We start from the raw sequence: 25,344 nt of genomic DNA, 5'->3' as shown, positions 1-25,344 counted from the left end.
TACAGATCCCGGCGATTTGGTTACATTTTGGGGAGAAAGAGAGGTTAACATTGACTCCCTCTTTTTAACGCAGGAGGTTTTATGCCCGATGCGTCAGTGGCCAGCCTGTTCAGGAACATGGCCCAAGGAGTGCACCAATATCTTGCCGAATCCCTGCGCATCTGCTCCGTCTATCTGGGCATCGCGGTGATTGTGACGGTAAGCATGGGATTCGCCCTGCCCGGTTTGCGCGACCAGGCATTGCAAGTGCACAAAGCCTTGTTGACCGCCCTAGCGCCTTCATCCATGCAGACCGATGTCGAATCCGACACCGGGTCCGAGTTTGGCGTCGACACCTCGTCGGCGATTGCCATGGCCGTACCTACCGCGCCTTCCAGCAATGCGACCGGCATGCTGGGGCCTGCCCGCGCCGCGCCCGCCGCGCCCCCCAAGCCCGCCATGGTGGCGACCGGCCCGCAGGCGGAAGCGCTGCGCAATTACATTTCGCGCAAATACAAGGTCGCGTATGACGCGACCGGTCCGTTGCTCAATACCGTCTACAAGGTCGGCCGCGAAAAGAAGCTGGATCCGCTGCTGCTGCTGGCGGTGATCGCGATCGAGTCCCGCTATAACCCGCTGGCTGAAAGCCACGTGGGGGCGCAAGGGCTGATGCAGGTAATGACCAGCGTGCATCAGGACAAGTTCGATGCCGTGGGCAAGAATCCGCTGGACCCGGGCGCCAATATCGCCGTCGGGGCGACGATCCTGCGCGATTGCATCAACCGGCGCGGATCGGTGGATGGCGGGTTGGCTTGTTATGTCGGGTCCACGGGGCCGGATGACAATGGATATGGGGCCAAGGTGCAGGCGGAGCGGCGGCGGTTGGCGTTGGCTTCCGGGATTGCTTTGGCTCGGGATTGATTTGACTTCGTAGGCCGCTCGGCGCGGGTTGCGCCCATGCGGGGCGCGCCAACGATTGCGGTCCGGAGCCTTCGCTCCGGACTTGCCCCTCGTCATCTTCGTCCAGGCCTACGGCCTTCCCTTCAGATTCCCTCGGGCGCATCGACGGCGCGCCCCGCATGGGCGCAACCCGCGCCGAGCTACCGAATTCGAGGCATGAGGCGCCGCTAGACCGAGGGGCGGGGTGAGAGGTTTGCGTCGCTCGCCCCAGGCCGGCCGCGCGGGCGGCCTTGTGGGGCTTTGGCGTTGTGCTGCGTCGTGATGGTGGGCGCTGCGCGATTGCCCGCGGGGTGTTTTTTTGGTGACTGTGTTGGCGCTCTGGGCGCTTCTCGCGTCGCGTAGTAGGGGGCCCCTGTTTCCCCTGCTTCTCCCGCTTCCTGGTTTCCTCGCTTCCCGCTTTCCCCGTTTTCCTGCTGTCCCGCTTGTTTGATTCTTTGGCTCGCGGGGGTCCGTTTGCGTACCTGTACCTATGCGCTGACGGGTGACGGCATCATCGCGGTGTCACTTGCTGCGCTTGACCATCGCCAGGATGGTTTCGCGTAGTTCTTCCTGTGCCTCGGATTCACTGATATCCCCCTTGATGGCGGCCTGGGATAGGGCGTCGGCTGCGCCCAGCATGGCCCACAGGCTGGCGGGCGACACCCCTTGCGAGCCGGCGTAGGGGGCCAGGATGCGTTGGCACTTTTCGATGAAGGCTTGCTGGTACTGGTGCTTGATGGCGGCCAGCTCGGGGGCGCCGTCCAGGGCGGCGAGGACGCCGGGGATTTCGCGGCCCTGGGTCAGGACGCAGTTGACGTAGCTGGACGCGATGACGCTGGCCTTGTCGGCCAGGGTGGGTTGGCTGGCGGCGATGGCGGCGTCGATGAGGGCGGTCTGGCGGACGTCGAAGTCCTGGTACAGGACGGCCAGCAGGCCGTTGCGGGTGCCGAAATGGTCGTAGACGACGGGTTTGGTGACGCCGGCTTCTTCGGCCAGGCGCCCCAGGGTCAGCGCGTCGGTGCCTTCGGCGCGGATCAGTTGCCATGACACGTCCAGCAATTGGCGCAGGCGCTCGTCGCGGGTCAGGCGGCGGCGCGGCGGGCCGGGTTGGGCGGCAGGGGATTTCGACGGGCTTGACATCGCTATATACCAAAGGTAAGTTACGGTTAGTATGTACCTTTAGTATATAAAGCCGCCGCCTGGCAGGCAACCGGGTGGCTGATAGCGAGCCTACGACCATGAATACCGATACGCTTTCTTCTTCGCACTCCACCGGCCGCAAGGCATGGCTGGGGCTATTGACCGTTCTCGCGCTGGTGCTGCTGGTGGCGATGGACGGATCCGTGCTGTACCTGGCCATGCCGCGGGTGACGGCGATGCTGTCACCAACGGCGGATCAGGCGCTCTGGATGCTCGACGTCTACGGCTATGTCGTCGGGTCGCTGCTGATCGCTTTCGGCAATATCGGCGACCGCTACGGCCGGCTGAGGCTGATGATGGGCGGGGCCCTGGTATTCGGCCTGGGGTCGCTGGGCGCGGCGTACGCGGCGACGCCCGCGCAGTTGATCGCGTGCCGGGGCCTGATGGGGGTGGGCGGGGCGACGTTGCTGCCGTCGGGGCTGGCCATCGTCAGCGCCCTGTACCCGGAGCCGCGCCAGCGGGCCCAGGCCATCGGTATTTTTGCGGCGACGTTCGCGGCGGGGTTCGCGATCGGGCCATTGATCGGCGGGCTGTTGCTGCAGCGCTTCGAGTGGGGCGCTGTGTTCCTGATCAACGTGCCTGTGGTGCTGGCGTTCCTGCTGGCCGCGCCGTTCCTGCTGCGTGAAGTGCGCGCCGCGCGTTACGGGCAGATCGACGTGCCGAGTCTGTTGCTGTCCTTTGCCGGCATCCTGCTGTTCACCTACTCGATCAAGCGCGCGGCAGCGGCGGGTTTCGCGGCGGGGCAGTTTGTGGCGGGCATCGCAGGCGTTCTGGCGCTGGCGCTGTTCCTGCGCAGGCAGACGCGGCTGCCGTACCCGTTGCTGGACCTGGCGTTGTTCAAGGACCGCGTCTTTTCGCTCGCCATCCTGACAGGGCTGCTGTCGCTGGTGGTCTGGTCTGCGGCGGGCTATCTGTCAGGCATTTACCTGCAATCGGTGCTGGGCTACGAGGTGTTCACGGCGGCCTTGCTGACCTTGCCCGGCGCGGCGGTACTGACGGCTACCTGCGTGGGCACGAGCCGCATCGTCGAGCGCCTCGGCCGCCGGGCCGCGTTGGTGGCGACCCATCTGCTGATCAGCGCCGGGGTATTCCTGCTGTTGTTCACGACGACCGAGGCGGGCGCCCTTGCCTTCGTGGCTTCCACCGTGCTGGCAGGGGTTGGTTACGGCCTGTCCTTCAGCCTGGTGGCCGAGATCGCGGTATCGGCGGTACCTGCCGCACGCGCGGGGGCCGCGGGATCGATCGCCGAAACCAGCAACGAACTGGGCAATGCGCTGGGCATCACTTTGCTGGGGGCGTTGGCGGCGCTGGTCTTCCGGCTATCCGGGCCGGGTGTGGCCGGCACATTGAATGAAACCCTGGAGTATCCAGGCATCAGCGCGCAGTCCGTGCTGCTGGCCAAGGCGGCGTTTCTGTCGGGGCTGCATTGGGCCGTGGGCGTGGGCGGGTTGCTGACGCTGCTGGTCGGGATCGCGGCGTGGCGGTGGCTGCCACGTCAGTTGCCAGGCTAGGGCCTTCTAGTGTTAACAGGCCCTAGGGAGCGGCCGGACCCGCGGACCGCCCCCTGGCCGGACCTGGCCAAACCGCGCGCGGTGCAACGGCGGCGGTCAGCCCCGCAGCAACTTGCCCATGCGGGCGATGGCCTCTTCCAGGCGGTCCAGGCCGGTCGCGTATGAAAAACGCATCGTGTGATGGCCGTGAGCGGGGCCGAAGTCCAGGCCGGGAACGGCGGCGACGCCGGCTTCCAGCAACAGACGCTGGGAAAAGCTGGCGCTGTCGGTGCCCAGGTCGCTGATGTCGGCATAGATGTAGAAGGCGCCGTCGGGTTTGACGGGCACCTTCAGGCCCAGGCGTTCAAATTCGGGCAGCAGGTAGTCGCGGCGTTGCTTGAAGGCTTCACGGCGGTGCTCGAAGGTGCGCAGCGCGTCCGCCGAAAAGCAGGCCAGCGCGGCATGCTGGGCCAGGGTGGGGGCGCAGATGGCCAGGCTGGCGGCGATCTTTTCCACCGGGGCGACCATGTCTTCCGGGACGATCATCCAGCCCAGGCGCCAGCCGGTCATGTGGAAATACTTCGAGAAGCTGTTGATGACGATGATGTCGTCGTCCAGCGTCAGGGCGGATCGCGGCTGGCCTTCGTATGACAGGCCCAGGTAGATTTCGTCGACGATGGCAAAGCCGTTACGGGCGCGGACCTGGGCCAGCAGCCGGGCCAGTTCGCCGTGGTCGATCGAGGTGCCGGTGGGGTTGCTGGGCGAGGCCACCAGTACGCCCTGGGTGGCGTCGGTCCAATGGTCGGCGACGTCCTGGGCGGACAACTGGAAGCGCTTGTCGGCGGAGCTGGGAATCAGGCGAGGGCGGCCGCCCGCGGCCAGCACGAAGTTGCTGTTGGCGGGGTAGGATGGGTCCGGCATCAGGACTTCGCCGCCCGTGTTGACCAGGGCGGCGCAGGCCAGGGTCAAGGCGCCGGACGCGCCGGCGGTGACGATGACGCGCTTGGGGTTGATCGTGGCGCCGAACTGGTCGTGGTAGAACTGGGCGATGGCTTCGCGCAGCGGCATCAGGCCGGCGGGCGCGCTGTAGCCGCTCTGGCCGGCCTGCGCGGCGCGCTGCAGCGCTTCCACGACCTGAGGCGGCGCGGTAAAGTCCGGTTCGCCGATGCCCAGGCTGATGATGTCCTTGCCCGCCGCCTGCAGCGCTTGCGCCTGCTTGAACAATTCGACGACCTGGAAGGTCAGGAAATCGTGAGTACGGGTGGCAAGGCGGGGCATCGGATTCTCGAAGGCTACTTGTAGCGGAAAAAAGGAATTGTAGTCATGCAGCCATCGCGGCGCGCTTTCCTCCTTGGCCGGCGACCCGTCCAGACACCCTGGGCCACCTTCTTGCAGCGCCTGGGGCTGTCGTGCCACGGCGCCGTGCGCGACCTGGGCGACGCCGGCGCCGAGGGACCGCGCGCGGTCCTGACGCCCGCGCGCGAATCGGATGTGACGCAGGCGCGCACGCTGTGCGCGGAATACGGGGTGGTGATGGCGCTGGATGATGCGCAAGGGCCGTTCGCGCCCGTCTACGGCCCCATGCTGCGGCTGGACCCCGGCGCCTTGTCGGGCCTGGCGCGGCTGAACGGGCCTACGCCGCGCTGGCGGGCCCAGCCTGGCGTGCCGCTGGCCGCCTTGGCGCAGGCAGGCTTGACGCAGTTCGACGGGCTGCCGGGCGCCATGACGCTGGCGCAATGGCTGGCGGCGCCGGCGCCTTGGCCGACGGGGCAATGCGCGGCCTCGGGGGTGGTGGCCGTGGACCTGATGCTGGCCGATGGGGTGGAGGAAACGCTGGGGCCGTTCGGCACCGCCGACGTGCAGCCGCTGAAGTCGGCCACGGTGCAGCGGCTGATCCCGTCCTTGTTCCAGCTGTCGGGCGGCGCCTTCGCCACCGGTTATGAACCGGGGCAGCCCTGGGATGGGCGCTATCGCCTGGATGCGCTGGCGCCACAGGCGCCGGACACCGTCAATCTGGCGCAGCTGCTGCTGGGGCACGGCGGCACGCTGGCCTGGGTACAGGGGGTGACGCTGGAGGCCAGGCCGGCCGCGGCGCCGCCTGAAACGGGTGTGTCGTCGCCATCCTCTACGCTGCAGGCGCGGATCAAGTCGCTATTCGATCCCTATGGGCGTTTTCCCGAATTCCAGGACGGCCCGAATAGCGACAATTTGTAAGCCGAGGGTAAGATGGACGGCGCTTGCGGCAAAGGGGCAGGCGCGGCCCGGAAGGCGCAGGGAACGTTTCGCGCCGTCCGCCATCGGAATAGAATTGCCCCCTTTCCGTGTTCCTCACTCTAGCCAGTAGCCGCCCCTATGGATGCCAACCTTCGCAAAGCCGCCCTTGAATATCACGAGCACGGCCGCCCCGGCAAAATCTCGGTCACCCCGACCAAGCAGCTCACCAACCAGCGCGACCTGGCCCTGGCGTATTCGCCCGGCGTCGCGGCGGCCTGTGAGGAAATCGTGGCGGATCCGGCCAACGTGTTCCGCTACACCGCGCGCGGCAACCTGGTGGGTGTGATCACCAACGGCACCGCGGTGCTGGGCCTGGGCAACATCGGCGCGCTGGCCTCCAAGCCGGTGATGGAAGGCAAGGCCGTCCTGTTCAAGAAATTCGCCGGCCTGGACGTGTTCGACATCGAGATCAACGAAACCGACCCGGACAAGCTGGTCGAGATCATCGCCGGCCTGGAAGCCACCTTCGGCGGCATCAACCTCGAAGACATCAAGGCGCCGGAATGCTTCACGGTCGAGCGCAAGCTGCGCGAGCGCATGAAGATTCCCGTTTTCCATGATGACCAGCACGGCACCGCGATCTGCGTGTCGGCCGCCTTCATCAACGGCCTGAAGGTCGTGGGCAAGGAAATCGACAAGGTCAAGGTCGTGACCTCCGGCGCCGGCGCGGCGGCGCTGGCCTGCCTGGACCTGATGGTGGACCTGGGCTTGCCGCTGGAAAACATCTGGGTGACCGACATCGAGGGCGTGGTCTTTGAGGGCCGCACCACGTTGATGGACCCGGACAAGGCGCGCTTCGTGCAAAAGACCGATGCCCGCAAGCTGGCCGAAGTAATCGAGGGTGCCGACGTGTTCCTGGGCCTGTCGGCCGGCGGCGTGCTCAAGCCGGAAATGGTCGCCACCATGGGCCCACGTCCGCTGATCCTGGCGCTGGCCAACCCCACCCCGGAAATCCTGCCCGAGCTGGCCCATTCGGTACGCGACGACGTGGTGATGGCCACCGGCCGTTCGGACTACCCGAACCAGGTCAACAACGTCCTGTGCTTCCCGTACATCTTCCGCGGCGCGCTGGATGTGGGCGCCACCACCATTACGCGCGAAATGGAGAAGGCGGCGGTCTACGCCATCGCCCAGCTGGCGCAGGAAGAACAGAACGAAGTCGTCGCCGCGGCCTATGGCACGTTCGATATTTCTTTCGGCCCTGAATACCTGATTCCCAAGCCGTTCGATCCGCGCCTGATCGTGCGCATCGCGCCGGCGGTGGCCAAGGCCGCCATGGACGGCGGCGTGGCCACGCGCCCCTTGGCCGACCTGGAAGCCTACGAAGAACAGCTGCAGCAGTTCGTGTATCACTCGGGCGCCTTCATGAAGCCGCTGTTTTCGGCGGCCAAGCGCATCGTGCGCGAAGGCGGCCCGGCCCGCATCGTGTACGCCGAAGGCGAAGACGAGCGCGTGCTGCGCGCCGTGCAGGTGGTGGTGGACGAAGGCCTGGCCCGTCCGATCCTGGTGGGCCGCCCGTCGGTGCTGCTGACCCGCATCGAAAAACTGGGCCTGCGCCTGCGCCTGGGCGAAGACGTCGAAGTCACCAACCCCGAATACGACGAACGCTTCCACCAGTACTGGACGACGTATTGGGAGCGCATGTGCCGCCGCGGCATCACCAAGGAAATGGCGCGCGTGGAAATGCGCCGCCGCATGACCTTGATCGGTGCGATGATGGTGCACCTGGGCGATGCCGACGGCATGATCTGCGGCTCGGTGGGCGCCTACCACGACCACCTGCGTTTCGTGGATGAAGTGATCGGCCGCCGGCCCGGCCGCAACGTCTACGCCGCCATGAACATCCTGCTGCTCAACGAGCGCACGGTGGTGCTGGTGGACACGCATGTGAATGATGAACCGACGGCCGAGCAGATCGCCGAGTTCACGATTGCCGCGGCCCGCGAAATGAGCCGCATGTTCCTGGCCCCCAAGGTGGCGCTGCTGTCGCGGTCGAACTTCGGTTCGGGCAGCTCGGCGTCGGGTGCCAAGATGCGCCGCGCGCTGGAGCTGGTGCGCGAAGCCGCGCCGGAACTGGAAATCGACGGCGAAATGCACGGCGACTGCGCGCTGGACGAAGCGCTGCGCCTGCGCATCCTGCCCTCGTCCACGCTCAAGGGCGAAGCCAATCTGCTGGTGTGCCCGAACGTGGACGCCGGCAACATCGCCTACAACCTGCTCAAGACGGCCGCCGGCGGCAATGTCGCGGTGGGCCCGTTCCTGCTGGGCGCCAACGCGCCGGTGCACATTTTGACCTCCAGCTCGACCGTGCGCCGCATCGTCAACATGACCGCGATGACTGTGGTCGATGCCAATACGCCACGTTGAAGTCGCTGCGGGCGGTCCGGCGTGCCCACGCACGCCGACCGGCCTGGTCCTGACCGGGGGCGGCGCGCGCGCCGCCTACCAGGTGGGCGTGCTCAGCGCCATCATGGAGCTGCTGGACCCCGACTGGCATTCGCGTTTCAAGAACCCCTTCGACATCATCTGCGGCACGTCCGCGGGCGCCATCAACGCCGCGGCGCTGGCCTGCCGGGCCGAACGTCCGCACCTGGGCGTGCGCCGCATCCGGCGCCTGTGGTCGTCGCTGAATACCGACATGATCTACCGGGCCGACGCGCCCGGGCTGATCCGCACGGGCGTGCGCTGGCTGGGCCTGTTGTCGCTGGGCTGGATGTATTCCGGCCTGACGCGCAAGCGGCCGCAGTCGCTGCTGGACAACAGCCCGATGCAGGCGCTGCTGGGCCGGGTGCTGAATTTCGATCATCTGCAATCCAACCTCGAAAGCGGCTCGCTGTCGGCGCTGGCCATCACCGCCTCGGGTTACACCAGCGGCGAGCACCTGACGTTCTATCAGGCCCACACGCCGATCGAGCCCTGGCACCGCTACCTGCGGCTGGCCATTCCCACGCCGATCACGGTGGACCACCTGATGGCCTCGTCGGCCATCCCCTTCGTGTTCCCTGCCCGGCAGATCCCGGTGCACGGCAAGGGCGAGTGGTGCGGCGACGGGTCCATGCGGCAGCTGGCGCCGATCAGCCCCGCCATCCACCTGGGGGCGCACCGGGTGCTGGTGATCGGCACGGGCTTTCGCGATGACACCCACCCCGAACACCGGGAAGCCGCGCCGCCGTACCCGTCGCTGGCCCAGGTGGGCGGCCACGCGCTATCCAGCATCTTCCTGGATGGCCTGTCGATGGACGTCGAGCGCCTGGAGCGCATGAACTACCTGGTGGACCACGCGGTGCCCCTGGAGGAAGGCGAGGTCAACGTGCGCCGCATCCAGGTGCTGGCGATCACTCCCAGCCGGTCTCTGGATTCGCTGGCGCTGGAACACCTGGACGACATGCCGGCCCAGGCCCGTGCCCTTTTTCGCGTACTCGGTGTATCGTCCGACCCAGGCCGCCCCGGCGGTGGCGCGCTGATGTCCTACCTGTTGTTCGAGTCCAGCTACACCAAGCGATTGATCGAACTGGGTTATGCCGATACGATGCAGCGTACCGAAGAAGTGATCGCCTTTTTCAAGGAGGCACAGGCATGACGCGCAATGCCCAATCTACCCTGCAGCGGCAGTTGAAGCGAGGTGGAGCGCTGGCTCATGACGGGCTGGACAAAAAAGCCGTGGTCGACGCCGCGCATGAACTCGGCCTATCCCTGTTCGTGGCCAATTGCGACCCGGCGCGCAGCCGTTCGGCGGTGCTGCGGGCTATTGCCAAGGCCGTGGATTTCCCCGAGTATTTCGGCGGCAACCTGGACGCGCTCTACGACTGCCTGTGCGATACCGTGCTGGATCACAAAATCGGCGTGGTGCTGTGGTTGTACAAATTGCATTCGGGCGACCCAGCCCTGGAAGACGACGCCGCCCGCATCGAGTCGGTGTGCGCCGACGCGGCCGAGTTCGCGCACGAAAATGGCCGTACCTTTGCGTATGTCGTGGAACACGCGGGCAAGCACCCGGATCCCGAACCCGGTGTCGCCGCCGCGCCCTACGGCGAAAACGACTGATTTCAGTCGTGGCAGCCCGATAGGCTTGCCGGATACTCCGCCGGCGTCAGCGACGCCGGTTGTGTTTTCTATCCCTTTTTATCCCGTTACCAGCCCAGCAGGGCGCCCGCCGCAGCGATCAAGGCGAGACCAGCCGTTTCGGTCCGTAGCACTCGCGGCCCGAACCTGACAGCTTGCACGCCGGCTTTGCGGGCCTCGGCCAATTCCTTGTCAGACCAACCCCCTTCCGGGCCCACCAGCAGGGTCAGCGATGCCAGGCTGGGCGTGGCATGCAACAGGCCGGCCAGGTCGGTGTCAGCATCGGGGTGGCACAACAGACGCAGGCCGTCTGCCGGCAGCGCCAGCCAGTCAGCCAGGGTAACGGGGGCATTGACGGTCATCAGGCGGTTGCGGCCGCACTGCTCGGCGGCCGATTGCGCGATGCGCTGCCAGTGGGCGACCCGCTTGTCCAGTCGTGGGCCGGACAGCTGCAGCACGCTGCGCTGAGCCGCGATGGGGCAGACCTGGGCCGCGCCCAGTTCCACGGCCTTTTCCACCACCCAGTCCATCTTGTCGCCGGAAGGCAGGCCCTGCACCAGGGTGATGCGACCGGCCAGCTCGGCCTCGCGAGCCTCGAAGGCGCCCAATTGAGCGAAGCCGGCCTTGCCCTCGACTTCCAGCACGGCGGGGTATTCACCCCCCTTGCCGTTGAACAGGATGACGGATTCCCCGGCGCGCAGGCGCAGCACTCTCAGGGCGTGGTGGGCCAGGGCGTCGGGCAGCGCGATGCGGGCACGGGCGGACAGAGGGGCATCGCAGAAGAAGCGGGGGGCGGACATGGGCGTTGCGGCAACGGATGGAAAATGGAGCGAAGGGCAGGGGGTGGGACCGGGCGTGTTGCAGGCGGCGGTATCCCCGGGCTACTTGAGCGCGTAGCCTACCACTTTGGTCCCCCACTCGATGAAGAGCGGGGTGTTGGAAGTGAGGTTGAGCGCGAGCAATACCAGGAAGCCCACGGTCATCTTTTTGTCCAGGCGCAGGAATTGGCTGCGCAGTTCTGCCAAGTCTTCGTGAGTGGCGAAGCGCTTGAGTTCTTCGCGGTTGGGAAGCTTGGCGATTTCGCGGCGCAGTTCCTGTATTTCCTCACGCCGGGCGAGTGGGGCGACGGCGGCAGCCAGTTCCTTTTGCCATTCTTGCCGTAACGTAACCGCTTCTTTTTGCCATTCTTGCCGCAACGTGGCCGCCAGTTCGGCCTCGCCCCGTATCTGGGCGAGTTCCAGGGAATGGGCAATGGCAATGGCCTGCTCTTCGCCCAGCGCATTGCGCAATGCCATGATGCCTTCGACGGGCAGGGTGACGTTCAGCATGCGGTTCATCTTAGCGGGCGTCCAGTGGCGGATACATGCAGCCATCATGAATCTCGGACCGCCTCGCCGCAATTGTGGCTTCCACCCCATCATTTTCCGGCTGGCCGCCCGCGATTTCCCCGGGAATGCGCCCATTTACCTCGCCCCGCCGCCCGATGGCGGGGGGGCAAGCCCCGGATGCTAAAATCTTTTGCTTCGCAACCTACTCAACTGGCCCCCATTTCCTGCTTGGGCGCGCCAGCTTCAAAGAGCCTTCCGAATGAGCAATCCGACCGCCCCTAAACTTGCCTTGGCGGATGCCATCCGCGCCCTCGCGATGGATGCCGTGCAACAAGCGAACTCCGGGCACCCGGGTGCTCCCATGGGCATGGCGGAAATCGCCCAGGCCCTCTGGATCGGCAACCTGCGCCACAATCCCAAGGATCCCGCCTGGGCCAACCGCGACCGCTTCGTGCTGTCCAACGGCCATGGCTCGATGTTGATCTACGCCCTGCTGCACCTGACGGGCTACGATCTGCCGATCGAAGAGCTCAAGAATTTCCGCCAGCTGCATTCCAAGACGCCGGGCCACCCCGAAGTGGGCATCACCCCGGGCGTGGAAACCACCACCGGCCCGCTGGGCCAGGGCCTGGGCAATGCCGTGGGCATGGCGCTGGCCGAAGCGCTGCTGGCCGCCGAATTCAACAAGCCCGGTCACACCATCGTCGACCATCACACCTACGCCTTCACGGGCGACGGCTGCCTGATGGAAGGCATCTCGCATGAAGTCTGCTCGCTGGCCGGCACGCTCAAGCTGTCCAAGCTGGTCGTCCTGTACGACGACAACGGCATTTCCATCGACGGCCACGTCGAGCACTGGTTCGCCGACGACACCGCCAAGCGCTTCGAGGGCTACGGCTGGAACGTCATCCGGGGCATCGATGGCCATGACGCCGCCGCCGTGGACGCCGCCATCAAGGCCGCCCGCGCGCAATCGGAAAAGCCCACGCTGATCATCTGCCGCACCGTCATCGGCAAGGGTTCGCCCAACATGGCCGGCACCCACAATGTGCACGGGGCCCCGCTGGGCAAGGACGAAATCGCCGCCACCCGCGCCGCGCTGGGCTGGTCGGCCGAGCCCTTCCAGATTCCGCAAGACGTGTACGACGGCTGGGACGGCCGCAAGACCGGCGCGGCTGCGCAAGCCGAATGGCAGTCGGCGTTCGACGCCTACGCCGCCGCGTTCCCCTCCGACGCCGCCGAGTTCACCCGCCGCATGAAGGGCGAAATGCCCGCCGGCTATGCCGAGCAATTCCAGGCGTTCCTGAACACCACGCTGGAAAAGGCTGAAACCGTGGCCACCCGCAAGGCCTCGCAGTTCGCGATCACGGCGCTGGCCGCCGCGCTGCCGGAAATGCTGGGCGGCTCGGCCGACCTGACCGGCTCCAACTTCACCGACTGGAAGGGCGTGGCCGCCGTGCGCGCCGGCGACAAGGGCATCCAGTTCGGTCGCCACATCAACTACGGCGTGCGCGAATTCGGCATGGCCGCCATCATGAACGGCGTGGCCCTGCACGGTGGTTACCTGCCGTTCGGCGGCACGTTCCTGACGTTCTCGGACTACTCGCGCAACGCCATCCGCATGGCCGCGCTGATGAAGCAACGCGTGGTGCACGTGTTCACGCACGATTCGATCGGCCTGGGCGAAGACGGCCCCACTCACCAATCGATCGAGCACGCCGCCAGCCTGCGCCTGATCCCCAACCTGTCGCTCTGGCGTCCTTGCGACACGGCCGAAACCGCCGTGGCCTGGAATGCCGCCGTGACGCGCCCGACCAGCATCGGCATGGACGTGCATGACGGCGGCCCGACGGCCCTGTTGCTGTCGCGCCAGAACCTGCCGTTCGTGCCGCGCGATGCCGCCACCGTGGACGCGATCGCCCGCGGCGGCTACGTGCTGCGCGATGCCGAAGGCGCCCGCGCCGTCATCATCGCCACCGGCTCCGAAGTGGCCATCGCGCTGGACGCGCAGGCCCAACTGGCCAAGGACGGCATCGCGGTGCGCGTGGTCTCCATGCCCAGCACCGACGTGTTCGACCGCCAGGATGCCGCCTGGAAGCAATCCGTGCTGCCCAAAGGCCTGCCGCGCGTGGCCGTCGAGGCCGGTGTGACCGCCTTCTGGCACAAATACGTGGGCCTGGAAGGCGCCGTGGTCGGCATCGACCGCTATGGCGAGTCCGCTCCGGCCGGCGCGCTGTTCAAGTTCTTCGGGCTGACCGCCGACAAGGTGGCCGAGACCGTCCGCCAAGTTTTGTAAAAAAGGAGCTTAGTCATGACTATTCGCGTCGCCATCAACGGTTACGGTCGCATCGGCCGCAACATCCTGCGTGCCCACTACGAAGGTGGCAAGAAGCACGATATCGAAATCGTCGCCATCAACGACCTGGGCGATCCCAAGACGAACGCCCACCTGACCCGCTACGACACCGCCCACGGCAAGTTCCCCGGCAAGGTCGAAGTCGACGGCGAATTCATGGTCGTCAATGGCGACAAGATCCGCGTGCTGGCCAACCGCAACCCGGCCGAGCTGCCCTGGGGCGAGCTGAAGGTCGACGTGGTGCTGGAGTGCACGGGCTTTTTCACGAGCAAGGAAAAGGCCGGCGCCCATATCAAGGGCGGCGCCAAGAAGGTCATCATTTCGGCTCCCGGCGGCAAGGATGTTGACGCCACCGTCGTGTTCGGCGTGAACCACGGCGTGCTCAAGGCCGAGCACACCGTCATCTCCAACGCCTCGTGCACCACCAATTGCCTGGCCCCGCTGGTCAAGCCGTTGCACGACAAGCTGGGCGTGGAAAACGGCCTGATGACGACCGTGCACGCCTACACCAACGACCAGGTCCTGACCGACGTCTACCACGAAGACCTGCGCCGCGCGCGTTCGGCCACGATGAGCATGATCCCCACCAAGACCGGCGCCGCCGCCGCAGTGGGCCTGGTGCTGCCGGAACTGAACGGCAAGCTGGACGGCTACTCGATCCGCGTCCCGACCATCAACGTGTCGCTGGTCGACCTGTCGTTCGTGGCCAGCCGCGATACGACCGTGGAAGAAGTGAACGGCATCCTGAAGGCCGCCTCCGAAGGCGAGCTCAAGGGCATCCTGGACTACAACACCGAACCCCTGGTCTCGGTGGACTACAACCACAACCCGGCCTCCAGCACCGTTGACGCGTCGCTGACCAAGGTCTCGGGCCGCCTGGTCAAGGTGTCGTCCTGGTACGACAACGAATGGGGCTTCTCGAACCGCATGCTCGACACCACCGTCGCGCTGATGTCGGCCAAGTAAGCATCGCTGTCAGGCCGAAGGGGACGAACGGGTTTTCCGCCCAAGCGGAAAGCGGGTTCGTCCCCTTTGTTCGCCAACTGTAGGAAGCAAAGCATATGTCCAAGGTCAATACCCTGTCCGCGCTGGCCAAGGCCGGCGCCCTGTCCGGCAAGCGCGTGTTCATCCGCGCCGATCTGAACGTGCCGTTCGATGACGCCGGCCGCATTTCCGAAGACACCCGCATCCGCGCCTCGGTGCCCGGCATCCGCCTGGCGTTGGACGCCGGCGCCGCGGTGATGGTCACTTCGCACCTGGGCCGCCCGAAAGAAGGCGTGCTGACCGAAGCCGATTCCCTGGCCAAGGTGGGCCAGCGCCTGTCCGAGCTGCTGGGCATGCCGGTGCCGCTGGTGCAGAACTGGGTCGACGGCGTGAAGGTCGAGCCGGGCCTGGTGGTGCTGCTGGAAAACTGCCGCGTGAATGTCGGCGAAAAGAAGGACGACGAGGCGCTGTCGCGCAAGATGGCGGCGTTGTGCGACGTGTACGTGAACGACGCATTCGGCACGGCGCACCGGGCCGAGGCCACGACGCATGGCATCGCCCGCTTTGCGCCGGTGGCTTGCGCGGGCCCGCTGCTCGAAGCCGAACTGGATGCGCTGGGCCGTGCGCTGCACGAACCCAAGCGTCCGCTGGTGGCGATCGTGGGCGGCTCGAAGGTGTCGACGAAGCTGTCGATCCTGCAGTCGCTGGCCGACAAGGTGGACCAGTTGGTGGTGGGCGGCGGCATTGCCAATACGTTCATGCTGGCCGCGGGGCTGTCGATCGGCAAGTCGCTGGCGGAACCCGACCAGGTGGACCAGGCGCGCGCGGTGATCGAGCTGATGCAGCAGCGCGGCGCGGATGTGCCGATTCCGGTGGATGTGGTGTGCGCGAAGTCCTTCGGGGCGGATGCCGAGGCGACGGTGAAGGCGGCCGACGCGGTGGCGGCGGACGACATGATCCTGGACATCGGCCCGCAAACGGCCGAGCAGCTGGCCGCGATCCTGAAGCAGGCCGGCACGATCGTCTGGAATGGGCCGGTTGGCGTGTTCGAGTTCGATCAATTCGCCAACGGCACGAAGGTGGTGGCGCAGGTGATTGCCGACTCGGACGGGTTTTCGATCGCCGGTGGCGGCGATACGTTGGCGGCGATCGCCAAGTACGGGATTTCCGAGCAGGTGGGCTATATCTCGACTGGGGGCGGCGCTTTCCTGGAGTTCCTGGAAGGCAAGACGTTGCCGGCGGTGGCTGTGCTGCAGGAGCGGGCCAAGTAAGCGTTTTGCTTGGTGTCTGCTTGATGAAAGCCGCTCCTTTTGGAGCGGTTTTTTTTGGTCGTTATGGTTGTTTTGTCTTGGCTTGTCGCCCTGGTGCTTCGTAGGTCGCCCGGGACGGCGGCTGGCAGGGCGTCGAGCGCCCACGATTGCGGTCCGGAGCCTTCGCTCCGGACTGCCCCGTCGTCATCTTCGTCCGAGCCTTCGGCTCCTCCTTCAGATTCCCTCGGGCGCATCGAGGTTGCTCGACGCCCTGCCAGCCGCCGCCCCGGGCTACGGGCGTCTTGGCTTGTGGCGTTGCTGGGTCAATGGCATGTGGGGAGGTTTGCGGGGCCCGCCAGGACCGGCCACGCGGGCGGCCGGTCCTGGCATACGTGCGGTGAGGCGTCGGGGCGATGCGCGCTGCGCGCTTGCGCAGGTGGGGGGCTGAACGATGTCGTGCGCTGCCTGGCGGCTCGCTACGCCGGGGTGGCGATGCCTTTGCTTGTGCCTTTACTCCATCTTTGCGCCCGACAGCTTCACGATCGCGCCGTAGCGGTCGATTTCCGTGCGCATGAATTCGCCGAAGGCCGCGGGCGTCTGCCCCGCGGGGACGAGGGCGCCCATGGCTTCCATGCGCTGGCGCATGTCGGGGGCGGCGGTGATGGCGTTGATGTCGCGGTTCAGGCGGTCGACGATGGCGGCAGGCGTGCCCGCGGGGGCGACGATGCCGTACCAGGCCGAGGCATGCATGTCGGGGACGCCGGCTTCCTCGAAGGTGGGAACGTCGGGCAGGGCAGGCAGGCGCTGGCGCGAGGCAACGGCCAGGGCGCGCAGCGCGCCAGCCTGGACCTGGGCGAGCGAGCCGGTGTCGATCATCATGTCGACCTGCCCGGCGAGCAGGTCGGAGACCGCGGGGCCGCTGCCTTTGTAAGGAATGTGCAGGATGTCGATGCCGGTGCGCGACTTGAACATGGCGCCGGCCAGGTGCTGGGACGAGCCGACGCCGCCGGAGCCGTAATTGAGCTTGCCGGGTGCGGCGCGGGCGGCCTCGACGAGGTCGCGCACGGACTGGTAAGGCGATTGCTTGGGGACTTCAAGGATGTTGGGGATTTCGGCGACGAAGGCGACCGGGGTGAAGTCCTTGATGGGGTCAAAGCCCAGGCGGGCGTACAGATGGGGGTTGGCGGCGTTGGTCGAGCTGGTCGCCACCAGCAGGGTGTAGCCGTCGGGCTTTTCGCGTACGAACGAGGCGGTGCCGATGTTGCCGCCGGCGCCGGCTTTGTTGTCGACGATGACGGTCTGGCCCAGGCGTTCAGTCAGGCGCTGGGCGAGCATGCGGCCCAGGGCGTCCGTGGCGCCGCCGGGAGGCCACGGAACGACGAGCTTGATGGGGCGGTCGGGGTAGGACTGGGCCTGCGACAGGGCGGGCGCGGAGGCCCCGAGAGCGAGCGTGGTCAGAGCGAGCGCGCGCGCGGCGCGACGCAGGAAGGCGTGGGGCATGGAGTCTCCTGGCGCGCGGGCCCCGGGGGGCACCGCGCTGTTGTTCCGGGGCCGCTAGGGCAGCCCCGGGAGCGGCAATGACGCCGCGTTTGTTGTGCCCACGACTCTACGCAATCGGGAAATTGATAAAAAGGGATAAATAGTTAAGGAAATCAATTCCTTTTTGGAATGAAGCGGCGCGGCCCGTTTGATCTGACGACAGGTATTGGGGACGTGGACTGGTGTAGCCTTGTCGCTCGCCCGCGCGCCGCGGATTTTCTGGTTTTTCAGCTGCCTTGCCGCTCCATGAATCTACGTTTTCTTCCTGGCCTGAATAATTTCCGCGGCATCACGCGGCAGTCCGCGGGCCGTGACGTGGCGGCCGGGCTGAGCGTGGCGGCGGTGGCGTTGCCGGTGGGGCTGGCCTACGCGGCGATGATGGGGGTGCCGCCGGTGGCGGGGTTGTGGGCGGCGATCGCGGGGATGCTGGGTTACGCGCTGTTCGGCTCGTCGCGCACGCTGATCGTGGGGCCGGATACGGCCACCTGCACGCTGATCGCGGCAACGCTGACGGGGATGGCGTTGACGACGCCCGAAGACCGGCTGGTGGCGGCGACGGGCATTGCGTTGACCGTGGGGGTGGGCTGCCTGGTCGCGCGGGTGTTGCGGCTAGGGGTGCTGGCCAATCTGCTGTCGCGGCCGGTGCTGATCGGCTATATGGCGGGGGTCGCGTTGACGCTGGCGCTGTCGCAGCTGAGCGGGCTGACCGGGGTGGGGCTGCGCAACAGCGGGCTGATCCATCCGTTTTTGGAGTTGTCGCGGCGCGTATCCGAGATCCGCGTTCCAACATTGTGCCTGGGCGTGGCGTCGTGCCTGTTGCTGGTGGCGGTCAAGCGCTGGCGGCCAACCTGGCCGGGACCGATCCTGCTGGTGGTGGGCGCGTGCTTGCTGTCGTGGCTGTTCGATTTTCCCAGCCTGGGCATCGCGGTAGTGGGCGAGGTGCCGGCCGGCCTGCCGGCGTTGAGCCTGCCGGTGCGGCTGGAAGGGGTGGACAACATTCTGCTGGGCGCGGCCGGGGTACTGGTGGTGAGCTTTTCCAGCGGCATCGTGACAGCGCGCAGTTTCGCGGCGCGCACCGGCGAGCACGTGGACCCGAACCGTGAACTCGTGGGCTTTGGCGCGGCCAATGTGATGGCGGGCCTGTTCCAGGGCTTCGTGGTGACGGGGGCCGATTCACGCACGGCGGTGGGCCTGGCGGCGGGCGGTTCGTCGCCGCTGGTGGGCGTGAGCGCGGCTGCGGCCCTGGCGGTGGTGGTGGGCCTGCTGAGCGCGCCGCTCTACTGGCTGCCGCAGGCGGTGTTGTCGGCGATTCTGCTGCTGGCGGCCACCAGCTTGTTCGATGGCCAGGCGTTCTTGCGGCTGGCGCGCATTTCCCGCATCGAGTTGGCCTTCGGCATTTTGGCGGCGGTGGGCGTGGTGGGCTTTGGCGTGCTGCAAGGCGTGGCGGTGTCGGTGGGCGCGACGCTGCTGTACGCCATGTATGTGTCGGGCAATCCGCGCGATGCGCTGCTGGGCCGGCTGCCGGGCGAGTCGGTGCTGGGCAAGATGCACTTGAATCCGCAGGCGCAGCCGGTGCCGGGCACGGTGATCTGGCTGTTCGAGTCGTCGGTCTGGTTCTTCAATGCCGATGCATTCCGCCGACGGGCGCGCGAGGTGATCGCGCAATCGGGCGACGCGACCTGGTTCGTGTTGGACGCCGAGGCGATGACGCAGGCGGACGCCGATGCGATCGAAGCGCTGTATGAACTGCGGCGCGCGCTGCGTGACCGGGGCATGGTGCTGCTGGTGGCGGGCGGCCACGGCCAGTTCCGCATGGCGCTGGACCGCAGCGGCCTGGCCGACCGGATCGGGCGCGACAAGATCTTCGCCAGCCCCGAGCAGGCGGTCGAGGCGATCGAGCGCTGGCGCCAGGGGCCGGCGCCCGACACGCTGGCGTGATGTCGGACCCGGCATCTGCCGGCCCGAGCGGGGCGGGCAGAGTCCCTTGTCAGCCCGGCGCCGCTAATCGATGATGTGATAGCCGCCGTCGATGTACAGGGTCTGCCCGGTCATGAGGCGGGCGGCATCGGTGGCGAGCCAGGCCGTGGCCTCGCCGACGTCGTCGATCGACACCAGGCTGCGCGCCGGCGCCTTGGCCTGGGCGCGGTCCAGCAGGGCGTCGAATTCGGCGATGCCCGAGGCGGCGCGGGTTTTCAGCGGACCCGGCGAAATGGCGTGCACACGGATGCCCTGCGGGCCGAGTTCGGCGGCCAGGTAGCGGGTGGCCGATTCCAGCGCGGCCTTCACCGGCCCCATCATGTTGTAGTGCTCGACCACCATCTGCGAGCCGTAGTAGCTCATGCAGAACAGCGCGCCGCCGCCCGGCATCAGGGGCTCGGCCAGCTTGGCCATGCGGATGAACGACCAGCACGAGACGTCCATGGCCTGCAGGAAGCCGGCGCGCGAGCAGTCGGTGACACGGCCATGCAGGTCTTCACGCGGGGCATAGGCGATGGAGTGCAGCACGAAGTCCAGGCCGCCCCATTGCTCGGTGATGCGGTCGAACACGGCCTCCAGTTGGCCGTCCTGCAGCAGGTCCAGCGGCATCAGGAGCGACGCGTCGACCTGGCGCGCCAGGGGTTCTACGTGCGGCCGCGCCTTGTCGTTCAGGTAGGTCACGGCCAGTTCCGCGCCCATGGCGCGAAAGGCCTTGGCGCAGCCCCAGGCGATGGAGTCGGCATTGGCGATGCCGGTGACCAGGCCGCGTTTGCCGGCAAGGGGAAGCGCGGCGCTCATCGTTGTTTCACCAGGTCCAGGGTGTGCTGCGCGATCACCAGTTCTTCGTTGGTGCGCACCACGTAGACGCCGATGCGGCTGTCGTCGCTGGAGATGCGCGGCCCATGGTGGGCGTTGCGCTGCGGATCCAGCTTGATGCCGAGCCAGCCCCAGTGTTCGCTGATGGCCTGGCGGATCTCGGCCGAGTTCTCGCCGACGCCGGCGGTGAAGACGATGCCGTCGATGCCGTTCATGGCGCAGCCCAGCCCGATCATGCCTTCGGCCACGCGCCAGGCGAAGTACGACAGCGCCAGCTTGGCCGACGGCGCGTCGCTGGCCAGCAGTTCGCGCATGTCGTTGCTGATGCCGGACAGGCCTTTCATGCCGCAGTCGTGATAGAGCAGGTGCTCGATCTCGTCGTGCGTCATGCCTTGTTCCATCATCCACAGCACCACGCCGGCATCCAGGCGGCCGGGCCGCGTGCCCATGGGCAGGCCTTCCAGCGCGGTAAAGCCCATGGTGCTATCCACGCTCTTGCCTTCATGCATGGCGCAGGCCGACACGCCCGAGCCCAGGTGGGCAGCGATGATCTTGCCCATCGCGATCTCGGGCAACGCCTGCCGCAGGCGCTGCGCGATGTACTCGTACGACAGGCCATGGAAGCCATAGCGGCGCACGCCTTGCTGGTACAGCGGGTCGGGCAGGGCGTAGCGGTCGGCGACGTCGGAATGGCTGCGGTGAAAGGCGGTGTCGAAGCACGCCACCTGAGGAATCCAAGGGCGCCGCTGGCGGATCACGCGGATGGGTGCCAGGTTGTTGGGCTGGTGCAGCGGCGCCAGCGGCGTGAAGGCGTCCAGCCGGGCCAGGATGTCGTCGTCGATCAGCACCGGCTCGGACAGGTCGGGTCCGCCATGCACCACGCGGTGTCCCACCGCCAGCGGCGCGCCGCCCAGGTGGCCGCTGAGCCAGGTGCCGACTACTTCCTGCCCATTGGGCACGTCGGGCGCATGGCTGGGCGCGATGTCGCGTTCCACCAGCGTCTGGCCGGCCGCGTCGCGCACGCGCAGCCGCGGATGGCTGGTGCCGATGCCTTCGAGCTGGCCGCCCAGCCGCGGCGCCAGGGCCTGCTTGGCGTCAATGTCGTACAGGTAGAACTTGATGCTGGAACTGCCGGCGTTGATGACCAGGATGGTGTCGGACATGGGTCGAGAGCCTCTTGATGCAACGGACGAGGCGGGGCCCTGCGGCCCCGCGGCTTCAGGCCAGCGGACGCGCCTGCTGCTGGGCCAGGTGGTGCGCGTAGATCGCGGCGACGGCGCAGGACGCCAGCCGCGAGCGCGGACTGTCCGCGCGGCTGGTCAGGATGATGGGCACGCGTGCGCCCAGCACGATGCCCGCGGCTTCGGCGTTGGCCAGGAAGGTCAGGTTCTTGGCCAGCATGTTGCCGGCCTCCAGGTCGGGCACCACCAGCACTTGCGCCACACCCGCCACCAGCGAGCGGATGCCCTTGATGCGGGCGGCGTCGGGGCTGATGGCGTTGTCCAGCGCCAATGGGCCGTCCAGCAGGCCGCCCGTGATCTGGCCGCGGTCGGCCATCTTGCACAGCGCGGCCGCTTCGATGGTGCTGGGGATGCTGGGGGTGACCTGTTCCACGGCCGACAGGATGGCCACGCGCGGTTCGCCCAGCCCCAGGCCATGGTGCAGGTCGATCACGTTGCGGATGATGTCGGCTTTGGTTTCCAGGTCGGGAAAGATATTGATGGCGGCATCGGTGATGAACAGCGGCTCGGCGTAGGTCGGCACTTCCATGATGAACACATGGCTGATGCGCCGGCCGCTGCGCAGGCCCGTGGCGCGCGCCACCACTTCATGCATCAGTTCGTCGGTGTGCAGGCTGCCTTTCATGAGCAGCGAGGCTTCGCCGCCGCGCACCAAGGCCACGGCGGCTTCGGCCGCGGCGTGGCTGTGCGGCGCGTCGACGATGCGGGCGTCGCCCAGGTTCAGCCGGAACTGTTCGGCCGTATCGCGGATCTTGCGCTCCGGACCCACCAGAATCGGCCGCAGCAGGCCCAGATCGCGCGCTTCCAGCGCGGCCGACAGCGACGGTTCGTCGCAAGGATGGGCAATGGCGCACCGCGCGGGTTCCAGCGTTTGCGCGCGCGCGATGAGCTTGTCGTAATGCGTGGAGGTGGGCAGACTCATGCGGATTTGTCTTTGGCGGGTTGGCGGACGCGCGCAGGCGCGGCTTTCTTGGCGGGCGCGGCGTTTTTCGGCGAGGCCTTGAGGGGGGCAGCCTTCCTGGCCGTCGCCCGCTCGGTCTTGCCGGGGACGGTAACGTCATGCGTTTCAAGCTTGGCGGCCGCGGCGCGAACCGCGCGGCGCGCCTTGGGCGCGGGCTGGTGTTGCTGCGCACGACGCGCAGCGGTCTCGAAGATGCGCTCCATCTCGGCCAGATTCTGCTGCGCAGCCGGGTTCAGCGACTCGGTGGCTTCCAGCACGTGCGTCATCGCGGCCAGCGCGTCGCGGATGGCGGCGGGCGGCGAACCTTCCAGCAACGTTGGCATGGTCTGCAACACGGCCGCCGAATCCAGCCGCATCATCATGGCCTGGTCGCGGACCATGTCCTTGAATTCCTGCAAAGTCATGGCGTTGCCGGCTTCGGCGCGCATCTTGCGGATCAGCGCGAAGCTGCGCTCGTCCAGTCCGCCTTCGGCGCCGGCCACGTACAGCAGCATGCGGATGGCGGCAACGCGCAGGCCGCCTTCCTGCAGCATGGAACGCAGTTCGGCGGCGCGCTCTTGCATGAAGCGGCGGTGTTCCGGCGAAACGCCGGGGTGACGGCGCGGCAAGCCGTCCTTGCCACCCAGGCCAGCCAGGTCCTGCACCAGGGGCGAACCGTAGACGCCCATGAAGGTGCGTTCGTCAGCCGAATCGCGCAATTCCTGGAAGATGTTCAGGCTGGTCTCGATCATGTTCGAAAACATTTCCTGGGCGATCAGGAAGGGGTTGGTGGGCGAGACCGGCTGACGATGTTCGCGCACCTGCTCGGCCACCCGCGCGATCGGCGCGATGAGCGGATTGCGGTCGGACACCAGTTCGTAGGGCAGGCGCAGCGGATGCAGGCGCTGGCTCCATTCGGCCGACTGCGGCGTGACCAAGGCGCGCACCCAGGGCTGCACGAAGCTGCGGTACATGCCCAGGTTGATGTCCGAGATGCGGGCCACGGCCTTGAAGCGGCGGTCATCGTCTTCCTTGCGGTCGACGATGGCGCGCACGTCGTCCAGCTTGCGCTGTTCGAACGACAGCACGTAGTTGCCATCAGCCAGGTCGGCGTTCGCCGTTTCCGGCGTCTTGTCGGTGATTTCCGCCTGGTAGATGCCCGGGGGCAGCACGTCGATCATGTCGATGTTGGACGTGAATTCCTGGTGCTCCTTGCGCGCCACGCTGCCGGACACGAAGATGCCCAGGTGGCCGATGCTTTCATGCACGGCGTAGACGATGGTCTGGTCATGCGCCAGCACTTCGGCGTCGTCCTGGTACAGGTCGGGGATCCAGCCCAGGGCCTGCGGCGGCGGCGTGATGTTGTCGCCCTTGGAGCAGAACACCACGATGGGCGAACGGATGTTGCGCAGGTCGATGCGGATGCCGTCCGAGGTCACCAGGCCGGCGGTCGACAGGCGGTTGCCGACGAAGAGGTTGTCGACGATGTACTGGATTTCCGGCCCGTTCAAAAAGACGTGGCCGCCCCACCATTTCTCGAAGCTCAGGTAACGGCCGGCTTCGGTGTCGACCTTGGAATACAGGTTGTATTGCTTGGACCAGAGCGTGTTGGCGGGATTGAGGTTTTCGAAGTTCTGCACCAGCCAGGCGCCGTCGAAGGTGCCATTGCCCAGGTCGCTGGTCATCGCGGTGAGCCAGCTGCCGCCCAGCAGACCGCCGGAATAGCGCATCGGGTTCATGCCGCGCCAGCCCGCCCAGTAGGACAGCGGCGCGCCGGCGATGATGATGGGGCCGAACAGCTCCGGCCGCACCGCGGCGGTCATCATGATCTGCCAGCCCGCCTGGCAATTGGCGACCACTACCGGCTTGCCTTCGGCGTCGGGGTGGCGGGCGATGATTTCTTCCAGGAAGTAGGCCTCGGCCATCATCACGTCTTCGACGGTCTGGGTCGGCATGGGCCGCGGCAGGAAGGTGGCGAAATAGCAGGGGTGGCCGGCGCGCACCGCCACGCCGATTTCGCTTTCGGGCTTGAAGCCGCCGATGCCGGGGCCGTGCCCGGCGCGCGGGTCCACCACCAGGAAGGGGCGCTTGATCGGGTCGACCACCACGCCATCGGGCGGCTTGATGCGCAACAGGCCGTAGTTGACCGGGCGGGCCAGTTCGCGGCCATCCAGCACCAGTTCGTATTCCATGCTGAGCACGTTGGGCGCCCGCTTGGCCATGTGCTCGTGGTATTGGTTGCCACGCTGGCGCATCACATCGGCATAGAGCACGGCACGCTGCCAGGCGTCCACAGCGTATTCATAGGCGGCCGTCCAGGGATTGAAGGACGGGGCGGGGACACGATCGTTGCCGGATTCGGCCATGGCGATCTCCTCTAGGTATGCTCCCGGCGGCACGGTTGCCGCCGGACTGGCTCCAGTGGAACCAGCTGACTTGACCCCCCCATTACACCTGAATGGATGTTGCATCGCAACATAGGTGGGGTTGATGCAAGTCAAACGCCTGGGGACTATCCGTCCCTCTTGGTTTTTACCCCGCCGGCCGGCGCGCTAGGGCGCGTCGTGGCACACGGCTTCGATGCGGTTGCCCGACGGATCCAGCAGGAACGCGGCGTAGTAATGCGGATGGTAATGCGGCCGCAGGCCCGGCGCGCCGTCGTCGCGGCCGCCCTGGGCCAGTCCGGCGGCATGGAAGGCGTCCACCGCGGTGCGGCTGGCGGCTTTGAAGCACCAGTGGCGCCGCGCGGGGGCGGCTGGCGGGGCGCCGGCATCGGCCTGGATGGTCAGGTAGCTATGGCCGGCATCGCCGGGCTGGCAGCGTTCGCCGTAGCCCAGGGCGTCGACGCGGTCGTAGACCTTGGCCGCGCCCAGGGCCTGCATGATGGCGTCGTAGAAAGGCCGGGCGGCATCCAGCCCGGCGACGCTGATGGAGACGTGATCCAGCAATTGCATGGAGGCTCCGGCAGG

Annotated in this window: 20 protein-coding genes; 10 read left to right on the top strand and 10 right to left on the bottom strand. The window is 67.0% G+C overall.

What is annotated here, in order from left to right; translation table 11 throughout:
• Positions 1-81: 81 nt before the first annotated feature.
• Entirely contained in the window at positions 82-900 is an 819-nt protein-coding gene (locus tag A9974_RS13080) for a lytic transglycosylase domain-containing protein (protein ID WP_183004519.1), read from the top strand.
• A 540-nt stretch (positions 901-1,440) separates the two neighbouring features.
• Here A9974_RS13080 and A9974_RS13075 read toward each other — a convergent pair.
• Entirely contained in the window at positions 1,441-2,058 is a 618-nt protein-coding gene (locus tag A9974_RS13075) for a TetR/AcrR family transcriptional regulator (RefSeq protein ID WP_183004518.1), read from the bottom strand.
• 98 nt (positions 2,059-2,156) lie between these two features.
• On the opposite strand from A9974_RS13075, the gene A9974_RS13070 reads away from it, so the two are divergent.
• Positions 2,157-3,629, top strand: coding sequence for an MFS transporter (locus A9974_RS13070; RefSeq protein WP_183004517.1), 1,473 nt, complete (start codon positions 2,157-2,159; stop codon positions 3,627-3,629).
• 96 nt (positions 3,630-3,725) lie between these two features.
• Here A9974_RS13070 and A9974_RS13065 read toward each other — a convergent pair whose 3' ends face one another.
• On the bottom strand, positions 3,726-4,886 hold the full coding sequence (locus tag A9974_RS13065; RefSeq protein WP_183004516.1) for a pyridoxal phosphate-dependent aminotransferase: 1,161 nt from the start codon (positions 4,884-4,886) through the stop codon (positions 3,726-3,728).
• 45 nt (positions 4,887-4,931) lie between these two features.
• Here A9974_RS13065 and A9974_RS13060 point away from each other — a divergent pair, with 45 nt between their 5' ends.
• From A9974_RS13060 to A9974_RS13045, 4 genes are all read left to right on the top strand, one after another.
• On the top strand, positions 4,932-5,822 hold the full coding sequence (locus tag A9974_RS13060; protein ID WP_183004515.1) for an FAD-binding protein: 891 nt from the start codon (positions 4,932-4,934) through the stop codon (positions 5,820-5,822).
• Positions 5,823-5,960: 138 nt separating this feature from the next.
• A complete protein-coding gene (locus tag A9974_RS13055) occupies positions 5,961-8,249 on the top strand; it encodes an NADP-dependent malic enzyme (RefSeq protein WP_183004514.1) in 2,289 nt (762 codons plus the stop codon).
• Positions 8,230-9,462 (top strand): patatin-like phospholipase family protein, encoded by a 1,233-nt coding sequence (locus A9974_RS13050; protein ID WP_255468150.1) that lies wholly within the window; start codon positions 8,230-8,232, stop codon positions 9,460-9,462. The genes A9974_RS13055 and A9974_RS13050 overlap by 20 nt, the downstream gene beginning before the upstream one ends.
• Positions 9,459-9,926 (top strand): barstar family protein, encoded by a 468-nt coding sequence (locus A9974_RS13045; protein WP_183004513.1) that lies wholly within the window; start codon positions 9,459-9,461, stop codon positions 9,924-9,926. The genes A9974_RS13050 and A9974_RS13045 overlap by 4 nt, the downstream gene beginning before the upstream one ends.
• Positions 9,927-10,012: 86 nt before the next feature.
• Here A9974_RS13045 and A9974_RS13040 read toward each other — a convergent pair whose 3' ends face one another.
• Entirely contained in the window at positions 10,013-10,744 is a 732-nt protein-coding gene (locus A9974_RS13040; protein WP_183004512.1) for a 16S rRNA (uracil(1498)-N(3))-methyltransferase, read from the bottom strand.
• 81 nt (positions 10,745-10,825) lie between these two features.
• Positions 10,826-11,272 (bottom strand): hypothetical protein, encoded by a 447-nt coding sequence (locus A9974_RS13035; RefSeq protein WP_255468149.1) that lies wholly within the window; start codon positions 11,270-11,272, stop codon positions 10,826-10,828.
• A 259-nt stretch (positions 11,273-11,531) separates the two neighbouring features.
• Here A9974_RS13035 and tkt point away from each other — a divergent pair, with 259 nt between their 5' ends.
• The 3 genes from tkt to A9974_RS13020 all read left to right on the top strand — a co-directional run bounded on the left by tkt (position 11,532) and on the right by A9974_RS13020 (position 15,883).
• Positions 11,532-13,568 carry a transketolase gene (gene tkt / locus A9974_RS13030; protein WP_183004510.1) on the top strand — a complete coding sequence of 679 codons (2,037 nt, stop codon included), beginning with the start codon at positions 11,532-11,534 and terminating at the stop codon, positions 13,566-13,568.
• Between the two features lie 15 nt (positions 13,569-13,583).
• Positions 13,584-14,594 (top strand): type I glyceraldehyde-3-phosphate dehydrogenase, encoded by a 1,011-nt coding sequence (gene gap, locus A9974_RS13025; protein WP_183004509.1) that lies wholly within the window; start codon positions 13,584-13,586, stop codon positions 14,592-14,594.
• A 95-nt stretch (positions 14,595-14,689) separates the two neighbouring features.
• Positions 14,690-15,883, top strand: coding sequence for a phosphoglycerate kinase (locus tag A9974_RS13020; protein ID WP_183004508.1), 1,194 nt, complete (start codon positions 14,690-14,692; stop codon positions 15,881-15,883).
• Positions 15,884-16,372: 489 nt separating this feature from the next.
• On the opposite strand, the gene A9974_RS13015 is transcribed toward A9974_RS13020, so the two are convergent.
• Positions 16,373-17,362 (bottom strand): tripartite tricarboxylate transporter substrate binding protein, encoded by a 990-nt coding sequence (locus A9974_RS13015; RefSeq protein WP_183004507.1) that lies wholly within the window; start codon positions 17,360-17,362, stop codon positions 16,373-16,375.
• 285 nt (positions 17,363-17,647) lie between these two features.
• On the opposite strand from A9974_RS13015, the gene A9974_RS13010 reads away from it, so the two are divergent.
• A complete protein-coding gene (locus A9974_RS13010; protein ID WP_183004506.1) occupies positions 17,648-19,339 on the top strand; it encodes a SulP family inorganic anion transporter in 1,692 nt (563 codons plus the stop codon).
• A 63-nt stretch (positions 19,340-19,402) separates the two neighbouring features.
• Here A9974_RS13010 and fabI read toward each other — a convergent pair whose 3' ends face one another.
• The 5 genes from fabI to A9974_RS12985 form a co-directional block, all read right to left on the bottom strand.
• Positions 19,403-20,176 carry an enoyl-ACP reductase FabI gene (gene fabI / locus A9974_RS13005; RefSeq protein ID WP_183004505.1) on the bottom strand — a complete coding sequence of 258 codons (774 nt, stop codon included), beginning with the start codon at positions 20,174-20,176 and terminating at the stop codon, positions 19,403-19,405.
• Positions 20,173-21,357 (bottom strand): acetate/propionate family kinase, encoded by a 1,185-nt coding sequence (locus tag A9974_RS13000; protein WP_183004504.1) that lies wholly within the window; start codon positions 21,355-21,357, stop codon positions 20,173-20,175. Before A9974_RS13000 ends, fabI begins: the two co-directional genes overlap by 4 nt.
• A 55-nt stretch (positions 21,358-21,412) precedes the next feature.
• Positions 21,413-22,357 (bottom strand): phosphate acetyltransferase, encoded by a 945-nt coding sequence (locus A9974_RS12995; protein ID WP_183004503.1) that lies wholly within the window; start codon positions 22,355-22,357, stop codon positions 21,413-21,415.
• Complete coding sequence (locus A9974_RS12990) at positions 22,354-24,741, bottom strand: DUF3141 domain-containing protein (protein WP_183004502.1); 2,388 nt, start codon at positions 24,739-24,741, stop codon at positions 22,354-22,356. The genes A9974_RS12995 and A9974_RS12990 overlap by 4 nt, the downstream gene beginning before the upstream one ends.
• Before the next feature lie 186 nt (positions 24,742-24,927).
• Entirely contained in the window at positions 24,928-25,329 is a 402-nt protein-coding gene (locus A9974_RS12985; RefSeq protein ID WP_183004501.1) for a VOC family protein, read from the bottom strand.
• Positions 25,330-25,344 lie beyond the last annotated feature (15 nt).

Source organism: Achromobacter sp. UMC71 (assembly GCF_014170305.1).
GTDB lineage: Bacteria > Pseudomonadota > Gammaproteobacteria > Burkholderiales > Burkholderiaceae_B > Achromobacter.
Note: the sequence above shows the minus strand (reverse complement) of the source record. Positions and strands in the feature narration are given on the sequence as shown.

Excerpts from the sequence above, each read along its gene's own strand:
- A9974_RS13075 (WP_183004518.1), bottom strand. The coding sequence starts at position 2,058 with ATGTCAAGCCCGTCGAAATCCCCTGCCGCCCAACCCGGCCCGCCGCGC.
- A9974_RS13035 (WP_255468149.1), bottom strand. The coding sequence starts at position 11,272 with ATGCTGAACGTCACCCTGCCCGTCGAAGGCATCATGGCATTGCGCAAT.
- A9974_RS13015 (WP_183004507.1), bottom strand. The coding sequence starts at position 17,362 with ATGCCCCACGCCTTCCTGCGTCGCGCCGCGCGCGCGCTCGCTCTGACC.
- A9974_RS13055 (WP_183004514.1), top strand. The coding sequence starts at position 5,961 with ATGGATGCCAACCTTCGCAAAGCCGCCCTTGAATATCACGAGCACGGC.
- A9974_RS13020 (WP_183004508.1), top strand. The coding sequence starts at position 14,690 with ATGTCCAAGGTCAATACCCTGTCCGCGCTGGCCAAGGCCGGCGCCCTG.
- A9974_RS12995 (WP_183004503.1), bottom strand. The coding sequence starts at position 22,357 with ATGAGTCTGCCCACCTCCACGCATTACGACAAGCTCATCGCGCGCGCG.
- A9974_RS13010 (WP_183004506.1), top strand. The coding sequence starts at position 17,648 with ATGAATCTACGTTTTCTTCCTGGCCTGAATAATTTCCGCGGCATCACG.
- A9974_RS12990 (WP_183004502.1), bottom strand. The coding sequence starts at position 24,741 with ATGGCCGAATCCGGCAACGATCGTGTCCCCGCCCCGTCCTTCAATCCC.
- A9974_RS12985 (WP_183004501.1), bottom strand. The coding sequence starts at position 25,329 with ATGCAATTGCTGGATCACGTCTCCATCAGCGTCGCCGGGCTGGATGCC.
- A9974_RS13070 (WP_183004517.1), top strand. The coding sequence starts at position 2,157 with ATGAATACCGATACGCTTTCTTCTTCGCACTCCACCGGCCGCAAGGCA.
- A9974_RS13045 (WP_183004513.1), top strand. The coding sequence starts at position 9,459 with ATGACGCGCAATGCCCAATCTACCCTGCAGCGGCAGTTGAAGCGAGGT.
- gap (WP_183004509.1), top strand. The coding sequence starts at position 13,584 with ATGACTATTCGCGTCGCCATCAACGGTTACGGTCGCATCGGCCGCAAC.
- tkt (WP_183004510.1), top strand. The coding sequence starts at position 11,532 with ATGAGCAATCCGACCGCCCCTAAACTTGCCTTGGCGGATGCCATCCGC.
- A9974_RS13065 (WP_183004516.1), bottom strand. The coding sequence starts at position 4,886 with ATGCCCCGCCTTGCCACCCGTACTCACGATTTCCTGACCTTCCAGGTC.
- A9974_RS13050 (WP_255468150.1), top strand. The coding sequence starts at position 8,230 with ATGCCAATACGCCACGTTGAAGTCGCTGCGGGCGGTCCGGCGTGCCCA.
- A9974_RS13040 (WP_183004512.1), bottom strand. The coding sequence starts at position 10,744 with ATGTCCGCCCCCCGCTTCTTCTGCGATGCCCCTCTGTCCGCCCGTGCC.
- fabI (WP_183004505.1), bottom strand. The coding sequence starts at position 20,176 with ATGAGCGCCGCGCTTCCCCTTGCCGGCAAACGCGGCCTGGTCACCGGC.
- A9974_RS13060 (WP_183004515.1), top strand. The coding sequence starts at position 4,932 with ATGCAGCCATCGCGGCGCGCTTTCCTCCTTGGCCGGCGACCCGTCCAG.
- A9974_RS13080 (WP_183004519.1), top strand. The coding sequence starts at position 82 with ATGCCCGATGCGTCAGTGGCCAGCCTGTTCAGGAACATGGCCCAAGGA.
- A9974_RS13000 (WP_183004504.1), bottom strand. The coding sequence starts at position 21,357 with ATGTCCGACACCATCCTGGTCATCAACGCCGGCAGTTCCAGCATCAAG.